This is a genomic window from Streptomyces sp. NPDC005195 (assembly GCF_040608315.1).
Taxonomy (GTDB): domain Bacteria; phylum Actinomycetota; class Actinomycetes; order Streptomycetales; family Streptomycetaceae; genus Streptomyces; species Streptomyces kaempferi.
Genome location: NZ_JBEXHZ010000060.1, coordinates 1 through 22,107 on the forward strand (window position 1 = coordinate 1; position 22,107 = coordinate 22,107).

General features: G+C 70.8%; 23 protein-coding genes. 7 read left to right on the plus strand and 16 right to left on the minus strand.

Annotation, left to right across the window (positions count from 1 at the left end; all coding sequences use genetic code 11):
• The 5 genes from ABZV34_RS32295 to ABZV34_RS32315 form a co-directional block, all read right to left on the minus strand.
• The coding region (locus ABZV34_RS32295; RefSeq protein WP_356284555.1) for a CoA transferase at positions 1 to 413 on the minus strand (413 nt) is incomplete at its 3' end.
• 5 nt (positions 414 to 418) lie between these two features.
• Complete coding sequence (locus ABZV34_RS32300; protein ID WP_356284558.1) at positions 419 to 1,666, minus strand: acyl-CoA dehydrogenase family protein; 1,248 nt, start codon at positions 1,664 to 1,666, stop codon at positions 419 to 421.
• Between the two features lies 1 nt (position 1,667).
• Positions 1,668 to 2,618: a 3-hydroxyacyl-CoA dehydrogenase NAD-binding domain-containing protein gene (locus ABZV34_RS32305; RefSeq protein ID WP_356284561.1), complete on the minus strand. Its 951-nt coding sequence runs from the start codon at positions 2,616 to 2,618 to the stop codon at positions 1,668 to 1,670.
• A complete protein-coding gene (locus ABZV34_RS32310; RefSeq protein WP_356284564.1) occupies positions 2,615 to 2,833 on the minus strand; it encodes a hypothetical protein in 219 nt (72 codons plus the stop codon). The genes ABZV34_RS32305 and ABZV34_RS32310 overlap by 4 nt, the downstream gene beginning before the upstream one ends.
• 1 nt (position 2,834) lies before the next feature.
• Positions 2,835 to 3,653, minus strand: coding sequence for a crotonase/enoyl-CoA hydratase family protein (locus tag ABZV34_RS32315; RefSeq protein WP_356284567.1), 819 nt, complete (start codon positions 3,651 to 3,653; stop codon positions 2,835 to 2,837).
• Positions 3,654 to 4,387: 734 nt separating this feature from the next.
• Here ABZV34_RS32315 and ABZV34_RS32320 point away from each other — a divergent pair.
• From ABZV34_RS32320 to ABZV34_RS32350, 7 genes are all read left to right on the plus strand, one after another.
• Positions 4,388 to 5,452: an aromatic ring-hydroxylating dioxygenase subunit alpha gene (locus ABZV34_RS32320; RefSeq protein ID WP_356284569.1), complete on the plus strand. Its 1,065-nt coding sequence runs from the start codon at positions 4,388 to 4,390 to the stop codon at positions 5,450 to 5,452.
• Positions 5,449 to 5,631 carry a hypothetical protein gene (locus tag ABZV34_RS32325; RefSeq protein WP_356284572.1) on the plus strand — a complete coding sequence of 61 codons (183 nt, stop codon included), beginning with the start codon at positions 5,449 to 5,451 and terminating at the stop codon, positions 5,629 to 5,631. The genes ABZV34_RS32320 and ABZV34_RS32325 overlap by 4 nt, the downstream gene beginning before the upstream one ends.
• Complete coding sequence (locus ABZV34_RS32330) at positions 5,628 to 6,563, plus strand: PDR/VanB family oxidoreductase (RefSeq protein ID WP_356284575.1); 936 nt, start codon at positions 5,628 to 5,630, stop codon at positions 6,561 to 6,563. The genes ABZV34_RS32325 and ABZV34_RS32330 overlap by 4 nt, the downstream gene beginning before the upstream one ends.
• 161 nt (positions 6,564 to 6,724) lie before the next feature.
• Positions 6,725 to 7,696, plus strand: coding sequence for an ABC transporter substrate-binding protein (locus ABZV34_RS32335; RefSeq protein ID WP_356284578.1), 972 nt, complete (start codon positions 6,725 to 6,727; stop codon positions 7,694 to 7,696).
• Positions 7,693 to 8,466, plus strand: a complete 774-nt coding sequence (locus ABZV34_RS32340) for an ABC transporter permease subunit (protein WP_356284581.1) — start codon at positions 7,693 to 7,695, stop codon at positions 8,464 to 8,466. Before ABZV34_RS32335 ends, ABZV34_RS32340 begins: the two co-directional genes overlap by 4 nt.
• The gene (locus ABZV34_RS32345; RefSeq protein ID WP_356284584.1) at positions 8,463 to 9,281 is read left to right on the plus strand and encodes an ABC transporter permease; all 819 of its coding nucleotides are present in this window, start codon (positions 8,463 to 8,465) and stop codon (positions 9,279 to 9,281) included. Before ABZV34_RS32340 ends, ABZV34_RS32345 begins: the two co-directional genes overlap by 4 nt.
• 20 nt (positions 9,282 to 9,301) lie before the next feature.
• Positions 9,302 to 10,114: an ABC transporter ATP-binding protein gene (locus ABZV34_RS32350; RefSeq protein WP_356284587.1), complete on the plus strand. Its 813-nt coding sequence runs from the start codon at positions 9,302 to 9,304 to the stop codon at positions 10,112 to 10,114.
• Between the two features lie 38 nt (positions 10,115 to 10,152).
• Here the strand turns inward: ABZV34_RS32350 and ABZV34_RS32355 are convergent, their stop codons facing one another.
• From ABZV34_RS32355 to ABZV34_RS32405, 11 genes are all read right to left on the minus strand, one after another.
• Positions 10,153 to 11,754 carry a glycoside hydrolase family 13 protein gene (locus ABZV34_RS32355; protein ID WP_356284590.1) on the minus strand — a complete coding sequence of 534 codons (1,602 nt, stop codon included), beginning with the start codon at positions 11,752 to 11,754 and terminating at the stop codon, positions 10,153 to 10,155.
• Between the two features lie 39 nt (positions 11,755 to 11,793).
• Entirely contained in the window at positions 11,794 to 12,669 is an 876-nt protein-coding gene (locus tag ABZV34_RS32360) for a carbohydrate ABC transporter permease (RefSeq protein ID WP_356284593.1), read from the minus strand.
• Entirely contained in the window at positions 12,666 to 13,637 is a 972-nt protein-coding gene (locus ABZV34_RS32365) for a sugar ABC transporter permease (protein ID WP_356284595.1), read from the minus strand. Before ABZV34_RS32365 ends, ABZV34_RS32360 begins: the two co-directional genes overlap by 4 nt.
• A gap of 8 nt (positions 13,638 to 13,645) precedes the next feature.
• Positions 13,646 to 14,998 carry a sugar ABC transporter substrate-binding protein gene (locus tag ABZV34_RS32370; protein WP_356284598.1) on the minus strand — a complete coding sequence of 451 codons (1,353 nt, stop codon included), beginning with the start codon at positions 14,996 to 14,998 and terminating at the stop codon, positions 13,646 to 13,648.
• A 201-nt stretch (positions 14,999 to 15,199) separates the two neighbouring features.
• On the minus strand, positions 15,200 to 16,198 hold the full coding sequence (locus tag ABZV34_RS32375; protein WP_168531072.1) for a LacI family DNA-binding transcriptional regulator: 999 nt from the start codon (positions 16,196 to 16,198) through the stop codon (positions 15,200 to 15,202).
• A 41-nt stretch (positions 16,199 to 16,239) separates the two neighbouring features.
• Complete coding sequence (locus ABZV34_RS32380; protein WP_356284601.1) at positions 16,240 to 16,944, minus strand: GntR family transcriptional regulator; 705 nt, start codon at positions 16,942 to 16,944, stop codon at positions 16,240 to 16,242.
• 97 nt (positions 16,945 to 17,041) lie between these two features.
• Complete coding sequence (locus ABZV34_RS32385) at positions 17,042 to 18,043, minus strand: proline racemase family protein (RefSeq protein ID WP_356284602.1); 1,002 nt, start codon at positions 18,041 to 18,043, stop codon at positions 17,042 to 17,044.
• Positions 18,044 to 18,093: 50 nt separating this feature from the next.
• Entirely contained in the window at positions 18,094 to 18,990 is an 897-nt protein-coding gene (locus ABZV34_RS32390; protein WP_356284629.1) for a dihydrodipicolinate synthase family protein, read from the minus strand.
• 178 nt (positions 18,991 to 19,168) lie between these two features.
• Positions 19,169 to 20,602, minus strand: coding sequence for an NAD(P)/FAD-dependent oxidoreductase (locus ABZV34_RS32395; protein WP_356284605.1), 1,434 nt, complete (start codon positions 20,600 to 20,602; stop codon positions 19,169 to 19,171).
• On the minus strand, positions 20,592 to 20,891 hold the full coding sequence (locus ABZV34_RS32400) for a (2Fe-2S)-binding protein (RefSeq protein WP_356284608.1): 300 nt from the start codon (positions 20,889 to 20,891) through the stop codon (positions 20,592 to 20,594). The genes ABZV34_RS32395 and ABZV34_RS32400 overlap by 11 nt, the downstream gene beginning before the upstream one ends.
• Positions 20,888 to 22,039, minus strand: coding sequence for an FAD-binding oxidoreductase (locus tag ABZV34_RS32405; protein ID WP_356284611.1), 1,152 nt, complete (start codon positions 22,037 to 22,039; stop codon positions 20,888 to 20,890). The genes ABZV34_RS32400 and ABZV34_RS32405 overlap by 4 nt, the downstream gene beginning before the upstream one ends.
• Between the last annotated feature and the right edge of the window lie 68 nt (positions 22,040 to 22,107).

Here is a 22,107-nt window from a genome sequence, read left to right on the forward strand (position 1 = left end):
TCGGGGCCCGCGTCCCCGAAGCCGGTGATGTCGGCGTAGACGACCCGCGGGTTCCAGCCCGAGACCTCCTCGTAGCCGAGGTGCAGTTTCTCGCGCGTGCCGTGCGGGAAGTTGGTGATCACCACGTCGGCCCACTCGACGAGTCGCTTGAGGACCTCGGTGGTCGCCGGTGACTTCAGGTCGATCACCATGCCGCGCTTGTTGCGGTTGGCGAGGTGCCAGCCGTAGTTGGCCCGGGCCCGGGGACTGGGCGGCACGGAACTCAGCCGCCGTTGGGGATCGCCCGCCCCCGGCGGCTCGATCTTGATGACGTCCGCTCCGAAGTCGGAGAGCATGGTGGCCGCTGCCGGTGCCGCGATGAAGCTCGCCGCGTCGAGGACCTTCAGACCGGTGAAGACGGATTCGGTGGTCATCGCCGTCACCCCACGAAGGCGCTGTGGCCGGTGATGGACTTGCCGACGATGAGGGTCTGCATCTGGTGGGTGCCCTCGTACGAGTAGAGGGCCTCGGCGTCGGAGAAGAACCGGGCGACGTCGTAGTCGAGGACGATGCCGTTGCCGCCGAAGATCTCGCGGCACCACGCGACGGATTCGCGCATGCGGGCCGCGACGTACTCCTTGGCCAGCGCGGACTGCTCGTCGCGGAAGATGCCCTGGTCCTGGAGCCGGGCGAGCTGTACCAGCATGCCCCAGGAAGCGGTGATGTTGCCCAGGCTCTTGACCAGCAGGTCCTGCACCATCTGGAACTTGGCGATCGGGCGGCCGAAGGCCATGCGTTCCTTGGCGTAGTCGAGTGCGAGCTCGTAGGCGCCGATCATCACACCCAGGGCCTGCCAGGCGACTCCGCCGCGGGTGACGCGCAGGACCTCGGCGACGTCCCGGAAGCCCTTGATGTTGTGCAGCCGGTTGGCTTCCGGCACGCGGACGTCGGTCAGGGTGATCTCGGCGTTCTGCACGATCCGCAGCGCGATCTTGCCTTCGATCTTCTCCGGCCGGAAACCTGGGGTGCCCTTCTCGACGACGAAGGCCTTGACCTTGTTGTCGTCGACGTCCCGCGCGAAGACCACGACGTAGTCGGCGAAGGTGGCGTTGCCGATCCACTTCTTGGCGCCGTTGAGGATCCAGTCGTCGCCCTCGCGCCTGGCGGTCGTCCGCATGCCGCCGGAGACGTCGGAGCCACCGAGCGGTTCGGTCAGGGCGAAGGCGCCGATCTTGTCCATCGAGGCCATGGCGGGCAGGAACCTGTCGCGCTGCTCCTGGTCGCCGCCGTAGTAGATCGAGTAGAAGCCGAGGCCGTTGTGGACGCCGAAGAAGGTGGCGGTCGAGGCGTCGACACGGCCCAGCTCGGTGGCGAGCATGCCGCCGAGCAGGTGGCTGGCGGCCGGCTTGTGCTCGCCGTAGCCCTCGTAGGCCAGGGCGGCCAGTCCACTGGTGCGGAACTTCTCGATCATCTCGAAGGGGAACTCGCCTTTGCCCCAGTACTCGTTCACCAGCGGCTTGATCTCCTTGCGCAGGAAGGCGCGGGCGTTGAGCAGGATCTCGCGCTCCTCGTCCGAGAGCAGCGCCTCGTACTGGTAGAAGTCGGCGACCAGTTGGTCGTCCGGCTGTGCGGTGGGGGTGGTGGCAGAGGTGGCGGCGGTGGCGGTGGCGGTGGTAACGGTGGTCATCTCAGATCTCCTTGGTGTGCTCAGTGCGTCGGCTGTCCTCCAGGGCGGACAGGACGGCGAGTTGCCTGTGGTCGCGGGCTTCGGCGAGGTCGGCGTACGGCGTGGAGGCGTACGCCCTCTCCACCGCCTGGATCACCCGTTCCCGGTCCTCGGGGTCCTGCGAAGGCTCACCGAGGGGCATCTGCTGCATGGTCGAGCCGATGTGCTCGGTGATGTGGCGGTAGCCGCCGGGGCCACCGCCCAGGTGCGCGCCGAGGAACGGCCCGACCGTCGCCCAGCGGACGCCGAGCGAGTGGGTCACGACGGTGTCCAGGTCCTCGGGGGTCACCACGCCCTGCTGGATGAGGTAGACGGCCTGGCGGCTGAGCGCGTTCTGGAGCCGGTTGCCGACGAAGCCGGGGATCTCCTGGCGTTCGACGACGGGGGTGCGGCCGACGGCGGTGTAGAAGTCGACGGCGGCCCGCACGGCTTCCTCGGTGGTGCGTTCGCCGGGTACGACCTCGACGAGCGGCAGCAGGTGGGGCGGGTTGAAGGGGTGCCCGATGAGGATGCGGCCGGCGTCCTCGAGTTCCGTGGTGAAGGCGGTCGCCGGGATCGCCGACGACGAGCTGAGAAGCAGCGCGTGCCCGGGGGCCTCCCGGACCAGTTGGGCGAACAGCTCCTTCTTGAACTCGACGCGCTCGGGGCCGTTCTCCTGGACGATGTCCGCGTGCCGGACGGCTTCGGTGACGTCGGCCGCGACGTGTACGCGGTCGGCGAGGCCGTCGGTGTCCAGGCCCTGGGCGGCCAGATGAGGGGCGAACGCGGCAAGCGCCTCGGTGATCGCCTCCGGCAGGTCGGGGCGGGGATCGCTGACGTGGACGGTCAGGCCGTGTGCGGCGAACAGCGCTGTCCAGGAGAGTCCTATGGTGCCCGCGCCGATCACGGCGGCGGTACGGAACGGGTGCGTCACTGGGCGCCTTCCTTCAGGTGGTCGAAGACCGGCTCGACGGGTGCGAGATCCGGGTCGGTGAGGATGTGGCCCGCGGGGAGGACCTCCAGGCCGGGCAGGTCCGCCGGCGGGGCGGGGACGGGGGCGCAGGACCGAAGCAGTGCGGGGCCGGTGTACGCCCCCTCGACCACCACATCGGTGATCATGGCGCGCACCGGCTCCGGGACGGACCGCACGTCACTTCCCCGTCCACTGCGGGGCCCGGCGCTCGGCGAAGGCGGTCATGCCCTCCCGGACGTCGGCCGTGGTCATCAGCTCGCTCATCACCGTGCGCTGCGCGGCGAAGGCGTCGGCCTCGGGTGCGCCGTCCGCGGCCCGCGTGACCGCCTTCACCGCGGCGAGCGCCAGAGGCGCGTTCGCGGCCAGGCGTTCGGCGAGCAGGAGTGCCTCCGGCACGGCCTGGCCGGCGGGGACGACCCGGTTGGCCAGACCCAGCTCACCGGCCCGGCGGCCACTCACCGGCTCGCCGGTCAGCAGCAATTCCATGGCGAGGTGGTACGGGATGCGCCGGGGCAGCCGGATCACTCCCCCGCCGGCGGCGATCAGTCCCCGCTTGACCTCCGGCAGACCGAAGTGCGCGTCCTGAGCGGCCACGATCAGATCGCAGGCGAGGGCCAGTTCGAAGCCGCCCCCCATGGCCCAGCCTTCCACGGCGGCGATCAGCGGCTTCGTCCGGTCGGCCTCGGTCACGCCGCCGAATCCGCGCCCCGGGATGCTCGGGGACTCGCCCCGTAGGGCCGCTTTCAGGTCCATGCCGGCGCTGAAGTTGCCCTCGGCGCCGGTCAGCACGCCGGCCCGGAGTCCCGGGTCCGCCTCCAGTTCGTCCAGGGCGCTCGCCAGCAGGGCGGCGACCTCGGCGTTGACGGAATTACGTGCTCGTGGGCGGTCGATCGTGATGAGCAGGGTCGTGCCCGTCCGTCGGGTGCGCACGTCCGTGGTGCTCGTACCGGTCCCCCGGTCGGTGTCGAGCGGCCCGGTGACGAAGGGTTCCGCCATCGCCTCTTCCTTTCGTTCGTGGATCGTCGTTCTTGACACATCACGTTAAGGAAGAGCGAGGGATAACGGAATCATCAAAAGGGTGATGACGGTGTGACCATGCTAGTCACACCATTTTCGGAATTACTCCGGCCATTACCCCCGCATTTCATTCAGTGAATTCGGGCGCCGGAATTCCGCACAATAAATACAGCTCGCCGCGGCCTGTGGAGTGACCCGCGACCGGTCCCAGAACTACAGGCACACGCAGGCCCCAGCGATGGACGGAGGCCCGTGCGTCACCCGGCCCGGCCCGGTCATGGTCGTCCTTCGGATTCTTGCCGCCACCGGAAAGCGGCGGCTTGATCTGGGCGGGGCGGGGTGCGCTCCCGGCAGGTCCGGTTCGCCGGTCCTGGGTCCGCGCCGACGGCCTCTCCGCGAGCCGGCGACCGGCACGACGTCCACTCTCGGGCACCACGTCCGGGGTGCCCTTCGTGTCGGCGCACGGACCTTTTCCGCGGACGCGGCCGACGAAGCGGAATGCGTCACGCCACGGGCCGCCCGATATAGTCCTTCGTCCTCCCCCTGGAGGAGCCGACCCGCCCCGCGGCGCGCGCGTCGGCGTGCATGGCGGACGAGCACCCGCCCTGACACGGTGGATTCCCCGTTCCCTTCCGTGAGACGGAAGAGCCGTTGCGCCGCGGTGACCCCCTTCCCGACGATGCCACCACAGCAGTCGGACAGGAGCCGCGACGATGCCGCACACGACCGCCTTCGCCAGGAACCAGTGGTACGTCGCCGCCCTCGCCCACGAGGTGGGGCGCGAGTTGCTCGGCCGGACGGTCCTGGGTGAACCGCTCGTCCTCTACCGGACCGAGGACGAGGGGGCGGCCGTCGTCCTGGCCGACCGCTGTGTGCACCGCCGGTTCCCGCTCTCCGAGAGCCGGCTCGACGGTGACCTGATCGTGTGCGGATACCACGGGTTCACGTACGACACCACGGGCACCTGCGTGTACGTGCCGGGGCAGAAACGCGTACCGCGCACGGCCCGGGTCGCCGCGTACCCGGTCCTCGAGCAGGACGCGTTCGTCTGGGTGTGGATCGGCGACCCGGCGCTCGCCGACCCGCGGACCGTCCCGCGGGCCCGGCACATGGACTCTCCGGACTGGACGACGGTCTCGGGGATGGAGCCCATCGACGCCGACTACGGGCTGCTCGTCGACAACCTCCTCGACCTCTCGCACGAGACCTATCTGCACGGCGGATACATCGGCACCCCCGAGGTCGCCGGGACGCCGATCACGACGGAGGTCGACGAAGGCGCCGGCATCGTTCGCGTCAGCCGGCACATGGACGACGCCGAGTGCCCGCCGTTCTACGCACGTTCGACCGGGATCGAGGGCCGGATCACCCGCTGGCAGGACATCGAGTACCACGCGCCGTGCCTGTATCTGCTGCACAGCCGCGTCGCACCGGCCGGGACGCCGCCCGAGGCGGACGGCGGCGACTCGCGCGCCTTCCACACCGAGATCACCTACGCGATCACCCCCTCGCGGGACGGCCACGTCTACGACTTCTGGGCGGTCTCCCGGGACTTCGCCCGCGAGGACGGCGAAGTCACCGCGTTCCTGCGGGACTTCAACCACACGGTCGTGATGCAGGACGTCGACGCGCTCAACCTGCTGCAGCGGACGCTGGGCACCGAGCGCGACGGGTACCAGGAGCTCAGCATCAACATCGACACGGGTGGTCTCGCGGCCCGCCGTATCCTCGCCCGGCTGGCCGAGGAGGGCGACAAGCCGGTGGAGCGGGTCCGGTGACGCCGGCACCCCGCTTCGCGCCCCGGGAGGTCTACCGCGTCGACTGGCTCCCGGGCACCGACGTCCTGCGCGGCACCTGCCACTGCGGCGCCGAGCACACGGCCCAGGATCCGGTCGGGATGTGGGAGTGGATGCTCGCCCATCCCGAGGGACACACGCCCCGGGGAAGCCGGGGATGACCGTCCACGAAGCCGATCTCGTCGTGTCACGGCGGGAGTTCGCGGCCGAGGGTGTGATCGCCCTCACGCTGCGCCACCCACTAGGTGAGGACCTTCCCGGCTGGGAGCCGGGCGCCCACATCGACGTCGTACTCGGTCCGGGGCTGGAGCGGCAGTACTCGCTGTGCGGCGACCCGGCGGACCGCGGGGCGTGGCGGATCGCCGTGCTGCGGGAGCCGCACGGCCGCGGTGGGTCCTCGTACGTGCACGAGCGGGTGGACGCGGGCGACAGAGTCCGCGTCCGAGGCCCGCGCAACCACTTCGCCCTGACTCCCGTTCCCCGATACCGGTTCGTCGCGGGCGGTATCGGCATCACCCCGATCCTGCCGATGCTCGCCGCGGCGCAGGCGGCGGGCGCGGAGTGGACGCTGCTGTACGGCGGACGGACCCGCGACTCCATGGCGTTCGTCGGGGAGTTGAGCCGGTACGGGGACCGGGTGACGGTCTCTCCGCAGGACGAGCGCGGGCTGCTGGACCTCGACTCCGTGCTCTCGGGTGTCCCCGGGGGCACGCTGGTCTACTGCTGCGGTCCCGGCCCGCTGCTGGACGCGGTGGAGGAGCGGTGCCCCACCGGGCTGCTGCACGTCGAGCGCTTCCGGCCGAAGGCCCGGGAACCCGGCGGCGACGGCGAGTTCGAGGTCGTCCTCGCGCGCACCGGCCGCACACTGACCGTCCCCGCCAACACCTCCGTGCTCGACACCGTGCGCGGTACGGGCGTCGAGGTGCTCTTCTCCTGTACCGAGGGCACCTGCGGCACATGCGAGACGGACGTCCTCGAAGGGACCCCGGACCACCGGGACTCGGTGCTCACCGACGCGGAACGGGCGGCCGGCGAGACCATGCTCATCTGCGTCTCCCGGTGCCGGGGGAAGCGGCTCGTGCTCGACCTGTAGGCAGCCGGCTCGCGGGATCGGGAGCACGCCCCGAAAACTGTCAACAATATTGTCAGCCATAGCCATTGACCGCGCCGTACGGGAGTTCTACCTTCCGCTGAGCACCACTGTGCGGTGTGCGCACAGCCTGTCGGAACACCGTCGTCTGCACAGGAGGAGCCATGCGTCGTCTGCTCGCCGGTCTCGCGGTCGGAACCTTCCTGGTCGCCGCGTCGGCCTGTGGCTCGTCCGACGACTCCGGAACGCCGGACAAGGGCACGTCGTCCGGCGGCACCACCACGGTCAAGGTCGGGGTCATCCCCATCGTCGATGTCGCACCGCTCTACCTGGGTCAGCAGAAGGGCTTCTACGGCAAACGCGGTCTGAGACTCTCCATGACGACCGCGCAGGGCGGCGCCGCGATCGTCCCGGGCGTCGTCAGCGGCCAGTTCCAGTTCGGCTTCTCCAACATGACCTCGCTGATGATCGCCCGGAGTCGGAACGTGCCCGTGAAGGCGGTGGCCAACGGCGTCGCGTCAACGGGCCTGCCGGGCGAGGACTTCGGCGCCATCACGGTGAAGAAGGGCAGCGCCCTCACCTCGGCGAAGGACCTGGAGGGGAAGAAGGTCGCCGTCAACACACTGAAGAACATCAACGAGACCGCGGTGCGCGAGTCGGTGCGCAAGGCGGGCGGCGACCCCTCGAAGGTGACCTTCGTCGAGCTGGCCTTCGACCAGATGCCCGCCGCCCTGGACAGCGGTCGGATCGACGCGGCGATGGTGGTCGAGCCCGCGCTCGCCACGGTCAAGAGCCAGGGCGGCACGGAGCTCGCCTCGTCCCTCGTCGACGTCGCCAAGGACCTCACCGTGGCGATGTACTTCACGTCCACCCAGTACGAGCAGAAGAACCCCGATGTGGTGAAGAGGTTCCAGGAGGCGACCGCGGAGTCCCTCGCCTACGCCGACGCCCACCCTGACGAGGTCCGCTCCGTCGTCACCTCGTACACGAAGATCCCCGCGGCGGTCCTCGCGAAGGTGACCCTGCCGAAGTGGCCGGCCGAGCCGAACCGCGCGTCGATCGAGGCGCTGGAGAAGCTGGGCGAACAGGACGGGCTCTTCAAGTCGGCCCCCGATCTCGACGCGCTGCTGCCGTGAGGGGTGCGAACGCGGCACTCGGTACGGCCGGGCTCGCGGCCTTCCTCGCCCTGGGCGAGGCGGCGCCGCGGCTCGGCCTCGTCAAAGCGGCCTACTTCCCGCCGACCAGCCGCATCGCCGACGCGCTCGGGCAGGAGGCCACCGACGGCGCCTTCTGGGCGGCCCTGGGCGACACCCTCACCGGCTGGGCGCTGGGGCTCGCGACCGCGGTCGTCGCGGGCGTCGTCGTGGGGCTGGTCGTCTCGGTCGTGCCGTATCTCCGCGAGGCCACGGCCTCCACGATCGAGTTCCTGCGCCCGATCCCCTCCGTCGCGCTGATCCCCCTCGCCGTCCTGCTGTACGGCACCGAGCTGCGCTCCGTCCTCCTCCTCGTCGTGTACGCCTCCTTCTGGCAGGTCCTCGTCCAGGTCCTGTACGGCGTCCGTGACGTCGACCCGGTGGCGGAGGAGACGGCACGCTCGTACGGCCTCGGCCCCTGGGCGCGCACCCGGCACGTCCTGTGGCCCACCGCGCTCCCCTACGTCATGACGGGTGTCAGGCTGGCCGCCGCGGTCGCCCTCATCCTCGCCGTGACCGCCGAACTCGTCATCGGCGCACCGGGGCTGGGCACGCGGATCGCGGTCGCCCAGTCCTCGCAGGCCGTCCCGGACCTGTACGCGCTGGTGGTGGTCACCGGCCTGCTCGGGCTGCTGATCAACGTGGGTGCCCGCGCGGTGGAACGACGGGCGCTCGCCTGGCACCAGTCGGTGCGCGGAGAGGTGGCGGTGTGACGGGCGTCCCGTCCGGCCGGACGGGACCGAACGCCTGGAGTGCCCTCCTGACGCGGGTGCTGTTCGTCGTGGCGCTCCCCGTGCTGCTGGCCGTCGGCTGGTGGCTCGCGTCGGACGGCAGCACCGACGTCTACTGGCCACCGCTGCGTACGATCCTCAGGACATTCCCGGACGTCTGGACGGGCGACCGGCTCCGCGCCGACCTGGTGCCCAGCGTGCTGCGGCTGCTCGGCGGCTACGCGGTGGCGGCCGTCGCGGGGATCTCCCTCGGCGTGGTCATCGGCTCGTACCGGCGGGTGCGGGCCTTCTGCGAGCCGGTCCTGGAGTTCCTGCGCGCGGTGCCGCCGCCCGTCCTCGTGCCGGTCATCATGCTGTTCGCGGGCATCGGCGACACGATGAAGATCGTCGTGATCGCGAGCGGCTGCCTCTGGCCGGTCCTGCTCAACACCGTCGAGGGGGTGCGGGCCGTCGACTCCGTGATGGCCGAGACGGCGCGTTCGTACGGCGTCACGGGCGCCGCTCGGCTGCGGCACGTGGTCCTGCGGGCGGCGAGCCCGCAGATCTTCGCGGGCCTGCGCCAGGCCCTGTCCGTCGGGATCATCCTGATGGTCATCAGCGAGATGTTCGCGGCGAGCAACGGCCTCGGCTTCACCATCGTGCAGTTCCAGCGCGGCTTCGCGATCCCCGACATGTGGACCGGGATCATCGTCCTCGGCCTGCTCGGCCTTCTCCTCTCGCTCGTCCTCCAGTTCGTGGAGCGCCGGGTGCTCGGCTGGTACCACGGCTTCCGGGACTCCTCCCGGCGGTCCCCGTGACGCTCGTGAAAGGGCGGTCCATGCACGCGTCTTTGGTCGTCACCGGCCTGCGGAAGGTCTACGAGGGGTCGGGGCGCCGTGTGGAGGCGGTCCGCGACCTCACCTTCACGGTGGACACGGGTGAACTCGTCTGTCTGGTGGGCCCGTCGGGCTGCGGCAAGACCACGTTGCTCAAGTGCGTGGGCGGGCTGCTCGCGCCGACGGCGGGCGAGGTGCGGCTCGCCGGGCGACCGGTGAGCGGGCCGCCGCCCGGCATGGCGTTCGTGTTCCAGGAGTACGGGCGCAGCCTCTTCCCCTGGATGCGGGTCGGCGAGAACGTCGAACTCCCGCTGAAGCAGAAGAAACTGAGCGGGTTACGGCGGCGCGAGCTGGTCGCCGACGCTCTGGAGTCCGTCGGTCTGTCCGACGCGGCGGGGGCCTATCCGTGGCAGCTGTCCGGCGGCATGCAGCAGCGGGTCGCGATCGCGCGGGCGCTGGCGTACGAGCCCGAGGTCCTGCTGATGGACGAGCCGTTCGCGGCGGTCGACGCGCAGACCCGCGCGGACCTGGAGGACCTGGTGCGCCGGCTGTGGCAACGGCGCGGGATGACCATCCTGTTCGTGACCCACGACATCGACGAGGCGGTCTATCTGGGTGAGCGGGTCCTGGTCCTCTCGGCCTCCCCCACCGTCGTGCGGGAGCAGCTGAAGATCGACCTGCCCGAGGAGCGGGACCAGCTGCACACCCGGGTGGCCCCGCGCTTCGCCGAGTTGCGGACCCAGGTGTACGAGCAGATCCAGGCGGCGAAGCGCGGGGAGGCGGTCACGAGGAGGGATACGCCTCCACTTCACTGAACGGGGCGGCGGGCCATGCGGTGTGCGGTTCGGCGGTCTCAGGCGCGCAGCCACACCGCCGTGTCCGGTGGGAGGAGTCCGTCCACGTCCAACGGGCCGCTGCCGAGGAGGAGTTCGGAGTACTCAGGGAGCCCGACCGGTCCGTCGGCCAGGTTGACGACGCAGAGCAGACCGTCCGTGCGGGCGAAGGCGAGGACGCCCTCGTCGGCGGCCAGCCAGCTGAGCGGGCCGTCGCCGAACCCCGGTTCGGTGCGGCGGACGCGCAGCGCGGCGCGGTAGAGGCTCAGCATCGAGGCGGGGTCCTCGGACTGGCGGTCGGCGGCGTAGTCGGGCCAGTCGGCGGGCTGGGGCAGCCAGGGGTCACCGCCGAAACCGGCGTACGGGGCCTCGGCGTCCCAGGGCAGCGGGACCCGGCAGCCGTCCCGGCCCGGGTCCGTGCCGCCGGAGCGGAAGTGCATCGGGTCCTGGATGCTGTCGAGAGGCAACTTCACTTCGGGCAGCCCGAGTTCCTCACCCTGATAGACGTAGACGGCACCGGGCAGGGCGAGCGAGAGCAGGGCGGCGGCGCGGGCCCGGCGGGTGCCGAGGGCGAGGTCGGTGGGGGTCCCGAAGGCCTTGGCCGTGAAGTCGAAGCCGGTGTCCGTGCGCCCGTATCGGGTGACCGTGCGCGTCACGTCGTGGTTGCACAGCACCCAGGTGGCGGGTGCCCCGACGGGCGCGTGCTCGGCGAGGGTCTCGTCGATGGAGGTGCGCAGCCGCCCGGCGTCCCAGGGGCAGGACAGGAACGAGAAGTTGAAGGCGGTGTGCAGCTCGTCGGGGCGCAGATAGCGGGCGAAGCGCTCGGTGTCGGGGAGCCAGACCTCGCCGACGAAGATGCCGTCGTAGGCGTCGGCGACCGACCGCCACGAGCGATAGATGTCGTGGAGTTCGTCACGGTCGACGTACGGGTTCGGGTCGCGGCCCTCGACGTAGTCGGGCAGGTCGGGGTCCTTGGCGAGCAGCGCGGCGGAGTCGATGCGGACGCCGGCCACGCCCCGCTCGAACCAGAAGCGCAGGATCTCCTCGTGCTCCTGGCGGACGGCGGGGTGCTCCCAGTTGAGGTCGGGCTGCTCGGGGGTGAAGAGGTGGAGGTACCAGTCGCCGTCGGGGAGCCGGGTCCACACCGGTTCGGAGGAGCCGGCGAACTGGGACGGCCAGTCGTTGGGCGGGAGTTCGCCGTGCTCTCCACGTCCGGGACGGAAGTGGAACAGCTCGCGCTCCGGGCCGCCCGCCAAGGCCGCCTGGAACCAGGGATGCTGGTCGGACACGTGGTTCGGCACGATGTCGACGAGGGTGCGGATGCCCAGCTCCCGGGCCTCGGCGATGAGCTTCTCCGCCTCGGCGAGCGTCCCGAAGGCCGGGTCGATGGAGCGGTAGTCGGCGACGTCGTAGCCGCCGTCCGCCATGGGTGAGCGGTACCAGGGGTTGAACCACAGGGCGTTCACCCCGAGTTCGGCGAGGTACGGCAGTCTGGCGCGGACGCCCGCGAGGTCGCCGGTGCCGTCGCCGTCGCCGTCCGCGAAGCTGCGGACGTACACCTGGTAGATGACGGCGGAACGCCACCACGCGGACTGATTTCGGGCAGGGCGGGGCTGTCCCACGGTGCGTTGCCTTTCGTTCGAGGGGGTCACGTACAGGCGTCAGCCCTTGGTGCTGCCCGCGCTGATCCCGGCGATGATGTGCCGCTGGAACACCAGGAACATCACGACCATGGGGATGCTCGCGATCACCATCGCGGCGATGAGCACGGTCAGTTGGATGTTCTGTGACAGCTGGACGAGAGCCACGCTGATGGGCTGCTTGTCGGTGTCGGAGAACACCATCAGCGGCCACAGGAAGTCCTGCCAGACGGCGACCAGGGCGAAGATCGACACGACGCCGAGGACGGGCCGGGACATCGGCAGCACGATCGACCACAGGGTGCGCAGTCTCCCGGCGCCGTCGATCTCGGCGGCCTCCAGGACGTCGCGCGGGATCTGGTCGAAGAAGCGTTTGAGGAGATAGAGGTTGAAGGCGTTCGCGACGGCCGGCAGCCAGATGCCGAGCGGCGAGTTCAGCAGACTGGTGTGGATGAGGGGAAGGTCCGCGACGGTCAGGTACTTGGGGACCACGAGGGCCTGTGCGGGGACCATCAGGGTGGCGAGGATGCCGCCGAGGACCACCTTGCCGAAGGCGGGCTTCAGTTTGGACAGGGCGTACGCGGCGGCGGTGCAGAAGACGAGCTGGAGGAGCCAGGCGCCCGCCGCCTGGACGACCGTGTTCCACAGGTGCGTGGGCAGGTCCATCAGGTCCCACGCGTCGGTGTAGCCGCTCAGGTGCAACCCGTGCGGTACGAGGGTCGGCGGTGTGCGCGTCACCTCGTCCGGCGACTTCATGGCGCCGGTCACCATCCAGTAGACGGGGAAGAGGAAGGCCACCGCGAAGAGCAGGACGACACCGCTGAAGACCGTCCAGTAGACGGCCTTGCCGCGCGGACGCGCCAGGGCGAGGGGGGAGACCAGGGTGCGGGTGCTCATGCGTCGTCCCCTTCCGAGCGGGTCAGCCTCAGATACACCGCGGAGAAGGCACTGAGCAGGACGAGCAGCATGACGCTCAACGCGCAGGCTCCGCCGAAGTCGTTGTAGAGGAAGGCGTACTTGTAGATCAGGTAGAGCACCGTGACGGTCCTGTCCTCGGGACCGCCACCGGTGATCACGAACGGCTCCGTGAAGACCTGCATGGTGGCGATGATCTGCAGCAGCATCAGCATCAGGATGATGAAGCGGGTCTGCGGGATCGTCACGTGCCGGATGCGCTGCAGGAGGCTCGCGCCGTCCAGCTCGGCCGCCTCGTACAGCTCGCCGGGGATGCTCTGGAGCGCGGCGAGATAGATGAGGACGGTGCCGCCGAGGTTGGCCCAGGTGGCGACGATCACCAGGGAGACGAGGGCGGTGTCGGCGCCGTTGGACCAGTTCGAGGTCGGCAGGTGCAGAAAGCGCAGCGTCTCGTTGGCGAGGCCCGCACCGGGATCGTAGAACCACTTCCACAGCAGGGCGCTGACCACCGGCGGGATCATCACCGGCAGATAGACCACGACGCGGAAGAAGGCCTTCGCGTGGCGCAGTTCGTTGAGGACCAAGGCCGTCACGAAGGGGACGGCGAAGCCGATGAGCAGGGCGAGAAGGGTGAAGGTGAGGGTGTTGCGCCAGGCGGCGGTGAACTCCGGGTCGTGGAAGACCCGGGTGAAGTTGGCGGTGCCGACCCACTCGCCGCCGCTGCCCGGCGTGTACTTCTGGAAGGCGATCACGACCGCGCGGATCGCCGGGTACCAGGAGAACAGGGCGAAGCAGAGCACGCCGCCGATCAGGAAGGCGTAGGCCCGGGACTGGTCGGCCAGGCGCCGGCGCCACGGTCCCCCGGGCCGGCGCCCGGCCGACCGCGGCACCTCCGGCGCGCCGACGGCGGCCGGAGGAAACGCTGCGGGGGGCTTCGATGCGGTCTTCATGAACGGTGTCAGCCTCGGGCCAGGATGGAGTCGATCTTGCCGGAGGCGTCCTTGAGGAGCTGGTCGATGTCGGCGTCCTTCTTGGTGAGGACCGCGGACACCGCGGCGTCGAGGACGGAGTAGATCTGCTGGGCCTGCGGCGGCTCGATCTTCATCTGCAGACTCTGGTTGCCGTCGAGGAAGCCCTGGTAGTTCTCCACCGGCACGTTCGCGTTGGCCTTCTTGACCTCCTGGTCCTTGGCGTCCGCGGCGCCGGTGAACAGACGCGGCTCGGGCAGGCCGACCGGGGCGTTGTTCTGCTTGGCGCGGGCGTAGTCACCGAGGAAGCCCTTGCCGGGCGTCAGGAACATGTGCTCGAGCCACTTGAGGCCGGCCTTGATCTGCGCCGGGCTGTCCTTCTTGTTGAACATGTAGCCGTCGCCGCCGACGAGCGTGCCCTTGCCGCCGGGCATGGGGGCGAGGGCGAGATCCTTGTAGTTGCCGCCCTTCTCCTTCACCAGGATCGGGATGTTGTCGGGCGCGGAGAGGTACATGCCGAGCTTGCCGGAACCCATCATCTGCTGGACGTCGTTGAGGACGAGCAGTTGCTTGGTTCCCATCGAGTTGTCGGCCCAGCGCATGTCGTGCAGGTTCTGCAGGACGGCCTTGCCCTCGGGGGTGTCGATGCTGGACTTCTTGCCGTCCGGAGCGACGACGTCGCCGCCCTGCGAGTAGAGCTCGGCCGTGAAGTGCCAGCCGCCCTGGTTCTGCGCGCTGTAGTCGGCGTAGCCGACGGTGCCGCCGCCGAGCGCCGCGATCTTCTTGGCGTCCGCGCGCACCTCTTCCCAGGTGGCCGGGGGCTTGTCGGGGTCGAGGCCGGCCTTCGTGAAGAGCGCCTTGTTGTAGATGAGGCCCATCGAGTACCCGGTGCGCGGGACGCCGTAGATCTTGCCGTCGACGGTGTAGATGTCGCGCAGCTGCTGCTGGAGGGTGCCGTAGCTCTTGAGGTCCTTGACGTAGGACGTGATGTCGGCGGCCTGGTTGATGTCGACTACGTGCTTGGCGTCGGTGAAGTACGTGTAGAAGACGTCCTCCATCTGACCGCCGGCGAGCTTGGCGTCGAAGGTCTTGGGGTCCTGACACGGGAACGCGTCATGGGTGACGACGTCGATGTCCGGATTGGCCTTCTCGAAGGCCTTGACGTCGGCATCGAAGAACGCGCGGTCGACCTTGGCGCTCTTGGGCGGCTCACAGTTGACCGTGATGCGGGTCTTGCCACCCGCGGAACCGTCGTCGCCACTCGAACCGCAGGCGGTGGCGGTGAGCGCGAAAGCGGACGCCGTGACGACGACGAAGGTACGGCGGAACCCGGGATTTCTCATCGGTGGACCCCTTTGGGCAGGAGCGGTTGGGCGCCTTGGGCAGGAGCGGTGGGCGCCGCACACTCAAGCACCGCCGACAGGGGGGCGCAAGATGTCACGCAGAATCTGTAATTATTTGACAGAGGATGGGATCTCGACGGCGGCGCGCTTGCGCGGTCGGACGGATGCCGACGACAGGGCGCTCGCGCCGTCGAGCCGGTCTCAACGGCGAGGTGCCTGCGCGGTCGACCCCCGCACCACCAACTCGGGCTCGAACAGGAGCTCTTCGGGCGTCACGCTGCTGCCGCCGATCTGGGCGTTCAGCAACTCCACGGCCGCCCGGCCCATGGCCTCGATGGGCTGACGCACGGTGGTCAGCGGCGGCTCGGTGCAGTTCATCAGCGCGGAGTCGTCGTACCCGACGACCGACACTTGTGACGGCACGTCAAGTCCCTTACGGCGGGCGGCCCGCACCACGCCGAGGGCGAGCGGGTCACTCGCGCAGATGAAGCCGGTGACCCCGCGGTCGATGAGCCGGGAGGCCGCCGCCTGACCGCCCTCGATGGAGAACATGGCCCGGCCGATGTGCTCGTCGGGCAGCTCGGGGGCGAGGCTCCGCACCGCCGCCAGCTTCCGGCCCGAGGGGATGTGGTCGGCGGGTCCGAGCACCAGGCCGATCCGCTCGTGGCCGAGCGAGACGAGATGCCGCCAGGCCTGTTCGACGGCCACGGCGTCGTCGCAGGAGACGCCCGGGAAACCGAGGTGCCCGATGGCCGCGTTGACCAGCACCACCGGGATGTTGCGTTCCGCGAGCTGCCGGTAGTGGTCGTGGGGCGCGTCGGCCTGCGCGTACAGACCGCCCGCGAACACCACACCGGAGACCTGCTGCTGGAGCAGCAGGTCCACGTAGTCCGCCTCGGAGACCCCGCCCTTGGTCTGGGTGCAGAGCACCGGGGTCAGACCGAGCTGCGCCAGCGCTCCCCCGATCACCTCGGCGAACGCCGGGAAGATCGGGTTCTGCAGCTCGGGCAGCACGAGACCCACCAGCCGCGCGCGTTCACCGCGCAGTTGGGTGGGCCTCTCGTAGCCGAGTACGTCGAGCGCGGAGAGCACCGCCTGCCGGGTGGAGTCGGAGACGCCGGGCTTGCCGTTGAGCACCCGGCTGACCGTGGCCTCGCTGACCCCGACCTTCTTCGCCACCTGAGCAAGTCGTCGTGTCATGAGCGCAAGAATACCGCAAGAATTGCAAACGACTTGCGTAATCAGGCCATCGACGAGCCGGCCGCCCACAGACCCCGGACATGACCGAGATGCCGGGTCATGACCCTGCGTACGGCCTCCCCGTCCCGGTCCAGCAGCGCTTCGAGGAGTTCGAGGTGCTCCTCCGCGGACTCCTGGAGACGGCCCGCCGCCACGAGGGCGTCGAGCCCGTAGAGGCGCGAACGCTTGCGCAGGTCGCCGACCACCTCCACCAGATGCGCGTTGCCGGCGAGGGCGAGCAGGCCGAGGTGGAAGCGGATGTCCGCCTCGACGTACGCGATCAGGTCACCGGCCGCCGCTGCCGTCACGATCTCCCGGGCGGCGGGGCGCAGGGCCTCCAGGGAGACCGGGTCGGCGGTGGTGGCCAGCTGCACCGTGGTGGGGATCTCGATGAGTGAGCGGATGTGCGTGTACTCGTCCAGCTGCTTCTCGGAGACCGCCGTGACCCGGAAGCCCTTGTTGGGCACGGTGTCGACCAGGCCCTCCTTGGCGAGGTCGAGCATGGCCTCGCGCACGGGCGTCGCGGAGACGCCGAAGCGGGCGGCGAGCGTCGGCGCGGAATAGATCTCGCCGGCGCGCAGTTCGCCCGCGATCAGCGCGGCCCGCAGGGCGTCGGCGACGCGTTCGCGGTAGCTGCTCTTCTTGCCGCCGAGCGTGGGCAGGGCGGCGGGAGCGGCGGAGGGTGCGCTGCTGCGCTGGGCGGGCATGGGGTGTCTCCTCGTACGGGCCGGTGCGTCGGTCTGCTCGCACGGGCTGGTGCGGTGGCATGTGCAATGTCACGTGCCACCAGTATCTCCCGGCGTTCTACAGGATGAATCCGGCCGGGAACGGATCGGAGGGGTCCAGCAAATACTGGGCGGTGCCGGTGATCCACGCGCGGCCGGTGAAACTGGGCAGTACGGCCGGGACGCCGGCGACCTCGGTGGTGCCGAGCAGCCGTCCCGTGAACCGCGTCCCGATGAAGGACTCGTTCACGAACTCGGTGTGCAACGGCAGTTCACCGCGCGCGTGCAACTGTGCCATGCGCGCGCTGGTGCCGGTGCCGCAGGGCGAGCGGTCGAACCAGCCGGGGTGGATCGCCATCGCGTGCCGCGAGTGCCGCGCGGTGGCTCCGGGCGCGTACAGGTGGACGTGGTGGCAGCCCCGGATGGTCGGGTCCTCGGGGTGGACGGGTTCGTCCTCGGCGTTGACGGCCTCCATGAGCGACAGGGCCGCCTTGAGGATGTCGTCCTGGCGGGAGCGGTCGAAGGGCAGTCCCAACCGCTCCAGCGGCAGGATCGCGTAGAAGTTGCCGCCGTACGCGAGGTCGTAGGTCACCGTCCGGCCGTCGGCCAGGGTGGCCTTGCGGTCGAGCCCGGCCGAGAAGGACGGCACGTTCTTCAGCGTGACCGCCCTCGCGGCGCCGTCCTCGACCTCGACCTCGGCGACGACCGGGCCGGCCGGGGTGTCGAGCCGGATGGTCGTGACGGGCTCGACGACCTCGACCATGCCGGTCTCCACCAGGACGGTGGCGACGCCGATGGTCCCGTGGCCGCACATCGGGAGGTAGCCCGACACCTCGATGTAGAGCACCCCGTAGTCGCAGTCGGGGCGGGTGGAGGGCTGGAGGATGGCGCCGCTCATCGCCGCGTGGCCGCGCGGCTCGTTCATCAGGAGCCGCTTGACGTCGTCGCGGTGTTCGCGGAAGTACAGCCGCCGCTCGTTCATCGTCGCGCCGGGGATGGTGCCGATGCCGCCGGTGATCACCCGGGTGGGCATTCCCTCGGTGTGCGAGTCGACGGCGTGCAGGACGAGTTTGCTGCGCATGGGTCCGTAACTCCTGATGAGCGAGGGCGGTTGGGGGACGGCTGGGCAGCTCAGACGAGGCCGGCCGCGACGGCCTTCTCGGTGGCCGCGCGCACGGCGGCCTCCTGCTCGGGCAGCAGCGGAACACGCGGCGGCCGCACCGGGCCGCCGGGCCGGCCGACGATGTCCATGGACAGCTTGATGGCCTGGACGAACTCGACCCGGGAGTCCCAGCGCAATAGCGGATGCAACTGCCGGTAGAGCCGGCCGGCCGTGTCGAGGTCTCCCTCGACGGCGGCGTGGTACAGCTCGACGCTCGCCGTGGGCAGCGCGTTCGGGTAGCCGGCCACCCAGCCCTTGGCGCCCGCCACGGCGAGTTCCAGAAGGACGTCGTCAGCGCCGACCAACAGGTCGAGTTCCGGGGCGAGTTCGGCGAGCCGGTAGGCACGGCGGACATCGCCGGAGAACTCCTTGACGCCCTGGACGAACCCCTCCGCGTGGAGCTTCGCGAGGAGTTCGGGCACCAGGTCGACCTTGGTGTCGATCGGGTTGTTGTACGCGACGACCGGGAGGCCGACCTCGGCGACCGCCGCGTAGTGGGCGAGAACGGAACGCTCGTCCGCACGGTAGGCGTTGGGCGGCAGCAGCATCACGGACGCGCAGCCCGCGTCGCGGGCCTGTTCGGCCCAGCGGCGGGCCTCGGCGGAGCCGTAGGCGGCGACTCCCGGCATCACCCGGGAGCCGCCGACCGCCGACACGGCCGTCTCGACGACCCGTGCGCGCTCCTCCGGCGTGAGCACCTGGTACTCGCCGAGCGAGCCGTTGGGGACGACTCCGTCGCAGCCGTTCTCGACGAGCCAGGCGCAGTGTGCGGCGTACTGGTCGTGGTTCACGGAGAGGTCGTCGTTCAGCGGGAGCGCGGTGGCGACGAGGACGCCGCGCCAGGGACGGTTCTCGGTGGTGGTCATCAGCGGTGCCCTCTCAATGGGGTGTGACATTTTACTGACCGTCGGCTGCGTCGATCCGACGTGCGGTGCAATGCGGTGCAGTGCCGTGTGGTGCAGTGCAGTGCAGTGCAGTGCGGTGCGGTGCGGTGGAATGGATGGGCTGCGGGCGCGGGTGGGGTGGAGGCCGGTCGGGTGTCGGTCAGTCGTCCGTCGGCTCCCCGGCCTCGGCGAGCACCCCGAGCGGGACGGGGCGCGCCAGCAGCCTCCGTACGGGGGTCTGTTCGCAACCGGTGAGTCCGGCAACCGCGGGCTCGCACATCCGGCCCTGGCACCAGCCCATCCCCGCGCGGGTGAGCAGCTTCACGGTGCGGACGTCGCCCGCGCCCAGCTCGTCGACGGCTGCCCGGACCGCCCCGCCGGTGACCTCCTCGCAGCGGCAGACGACGGTGTCGTCGGTGACCCGCTCCGTCCACCGCGCGGGCGGTGCGTAGACGGTGTCGAGCACGGCGGAGAACGCCCGCAGCCGCGTACGGGACCGGGTGGCCGCGGACCGGTCGCGCGGGTCGGGTTCCGTGCCGCGCAGCCGGGCGGCGACCGAGTGTCCCGCGATGTGGCCCTCGGCGAGCGACAGGGCCGCGCCGCCGACGCCGGTGGTCTCGCCCGCGGCCCACACGCCCGGCACGTCGGTCCGCTGCTCCTCGTCGACGTGCACCCGTACGCCCTCGACGCGGCAGCCGAGCGAGTCGGCGAGGTCGGTGTGCGGCAGCATGCCGTGCCCGACCGCGAGCGTGTCGCACGGGATGCACCGCTCGGTGCCGGGCCTGACGTGTCCTCCGGCGTCGAGCGCGGCGACGGTCACGGCGTCGAGCCGGTCCTCGCCGTGTGCCTCGACGACGGTGTGGCGCGTACGCAGGGGGACGCGGTGCCGCAGGAGACGGGCCGCGTACCCGGCGCCCTCGACGACCTTCCCCGGCTGTGCGGCCAGCACCCCGGCATGGCGCAGGAACGCCCGCGGGTCGGCCGACTCGACGAGCGCGGCGACCTCCACCCCGGCCGCGGCGAGCCCGGTCGCCACGGGCAGCAGCAGCGGGCCGGTGCCGGCCACGACAGCCGTGCGGCCCGGCACGACGAGCGTCCCCTTGAGCATGGCCTGCGCACCGCCCGCGGTGACGACGCCGGGAAGGGTCCAGCCCGGGAAGGGCAGCACCTTCTCGTAGCCGCCGGTGGCGAGGAGCACCGCGTCGGCGCGGACGGTGCCGGGCTCCTCCTGGAGGGGCCCCCGGAGCGCGTGCACGACGAAACCGCCGGTGCCCGTGGGCGGATGGGTGGCGGCGGAGCGCTCCACGCGTTCCACGAGCCATACATGATGATCCGTCAGATGCGTGATCGTGCCTGCCTCCACCTGGACAGCGAGTGCTCGCGACAGCCGTTCCCACGTCCGCCACCCGTGGTGCAGGACACGCGGGCGCCGTGCCCGCAGGCCGGCCGCGGGCTGCCGGTAGAACTGTCCGCCCGCCCGCGCGGCCGAGTCGACCAGGGTGACGCGGATCCCGCGTCCCGCCGCGGCCAGGGCGGCGGCCAGACCCGCCGGACCCGCGCCGATCACCGCGAGCCGCGCCCGCTCAGCCGCCATGTCCGGTCCCTTCCTGCGTACGGATCGTGTCGCCCGGCCGCACCGGCACCAGACAGGCCCGCTGGTTGGGGCGGTCGTTGACGGTCACCAGGCAGTCGAAGCAGACGCCGATGCCGCAGAGGACTCCGCGCGGCCGCCCCGAGCCGCGAGTGGTGCGCCAGGAGGTGACCCCCGCCGTCCACAGCGCCGCGGCGACGGTCTGCCCCGGCAGCGCCGGGAGGGCGCGGCCGTCCAGGGTGACGGTGAACGCGGGCCCCGGCTCGGCCCCCGCCCGCTCCAGGGGATTCACACGGCCTCCGGTGCGAAGCGCTCGGGCCTGAACGGCGCGAGGTCCAGGTCGGGTGTCCCGCCGGTGAGGACCTGGGCGATGAGATGCCCGGTGCCGGCGGCGAGACCGATGCCCGCTCCCTCGTGCCCGCAGGCGTGGAAGAGTCCGGGCACCCGTGCATCGGGGCCGATCGCGGGCAGGTGGTCGGGCATGTACGGGCGGAATCCCAGGTACGTCCGCAGGGCGCGGACGTCCGTCAGGAACGGGAAGAGCCGGATCGCCCCCGCCGCCAGCGCCCGTACGGCCGGCAGCGAGAACGAGCGGTCGAAGCCCACCCGTTCGCGGCTCGCGCCGATCAGTACCGGGCCCGCCGCCGTGCCCTCCACGACCGGCGAGGTCTGCAGCGCGGCCGAGTCGCTGGCGACGTCGGCGACGTAGTCCGCGGCGTACACCTTGTGCCGCACCCGTCGCGGCAGCGGCTCGGTCACCAGCACGAAGCCGCGCCGGGGCAGCACGGGCAGCCGGACGCCCGCGAGCGCGGCCACCGCGGAGCCCCAGGTCCCCGCCGCGTTCACCACCACCGGCGCGTGCAGGTCCCCCTGGCCGGTCCGTACGCCCCGGACCGATCCGTCCGCCGCGCGCAGTACCTCGGTCACGGTCCGGCCGGTGAGCAGCCGCGCGCCAGATGCGCGCACCAGATGCGCGGCGGCCAGCGCCGGCATCACCTGGGTGTCCTGCGGATAGTGCACGGCGCCGGCCAGGCCGGGGGCCAGGTGCGGTTCCAGATCGTGGAGCCGGTCCGCCGGTACCGGTACGGCAGAGACCCCGGCCGTCCGCTGCCCCGCCGCGAAGTTCTCCAGTGCGGTGAACCCCTCGGGCGTGGCGGCGACCACGACGCCGCCCTTGGCCTCGTACTCGATGACGCCGCCCAGTTCCTCCCCGAGACCGGACCACAGGCGCCCCGACAGCAGTGCGAGGTCCAGTTCGGGACCGGGCTGCTTGTCGGAGACGAGCAGATTGCCCTCGCCGGCCCCGGTGGTGCCGCCGGCCACCGCGCCGCGGTCCACGACGGCCACGTCGAGGCCCGCCCGCGCCGCGTAGAAGGCGCAGGCCGAGCCCACCATTCCGGCTCCGACCACCACGACATCGCAGGTCAGTCGCTTGCTCACGTTAGTACTATGTCACATGCTTCTATGGGCGGGAAGAGGGCCGGGACTCGCCCGGACCGAACATCCGT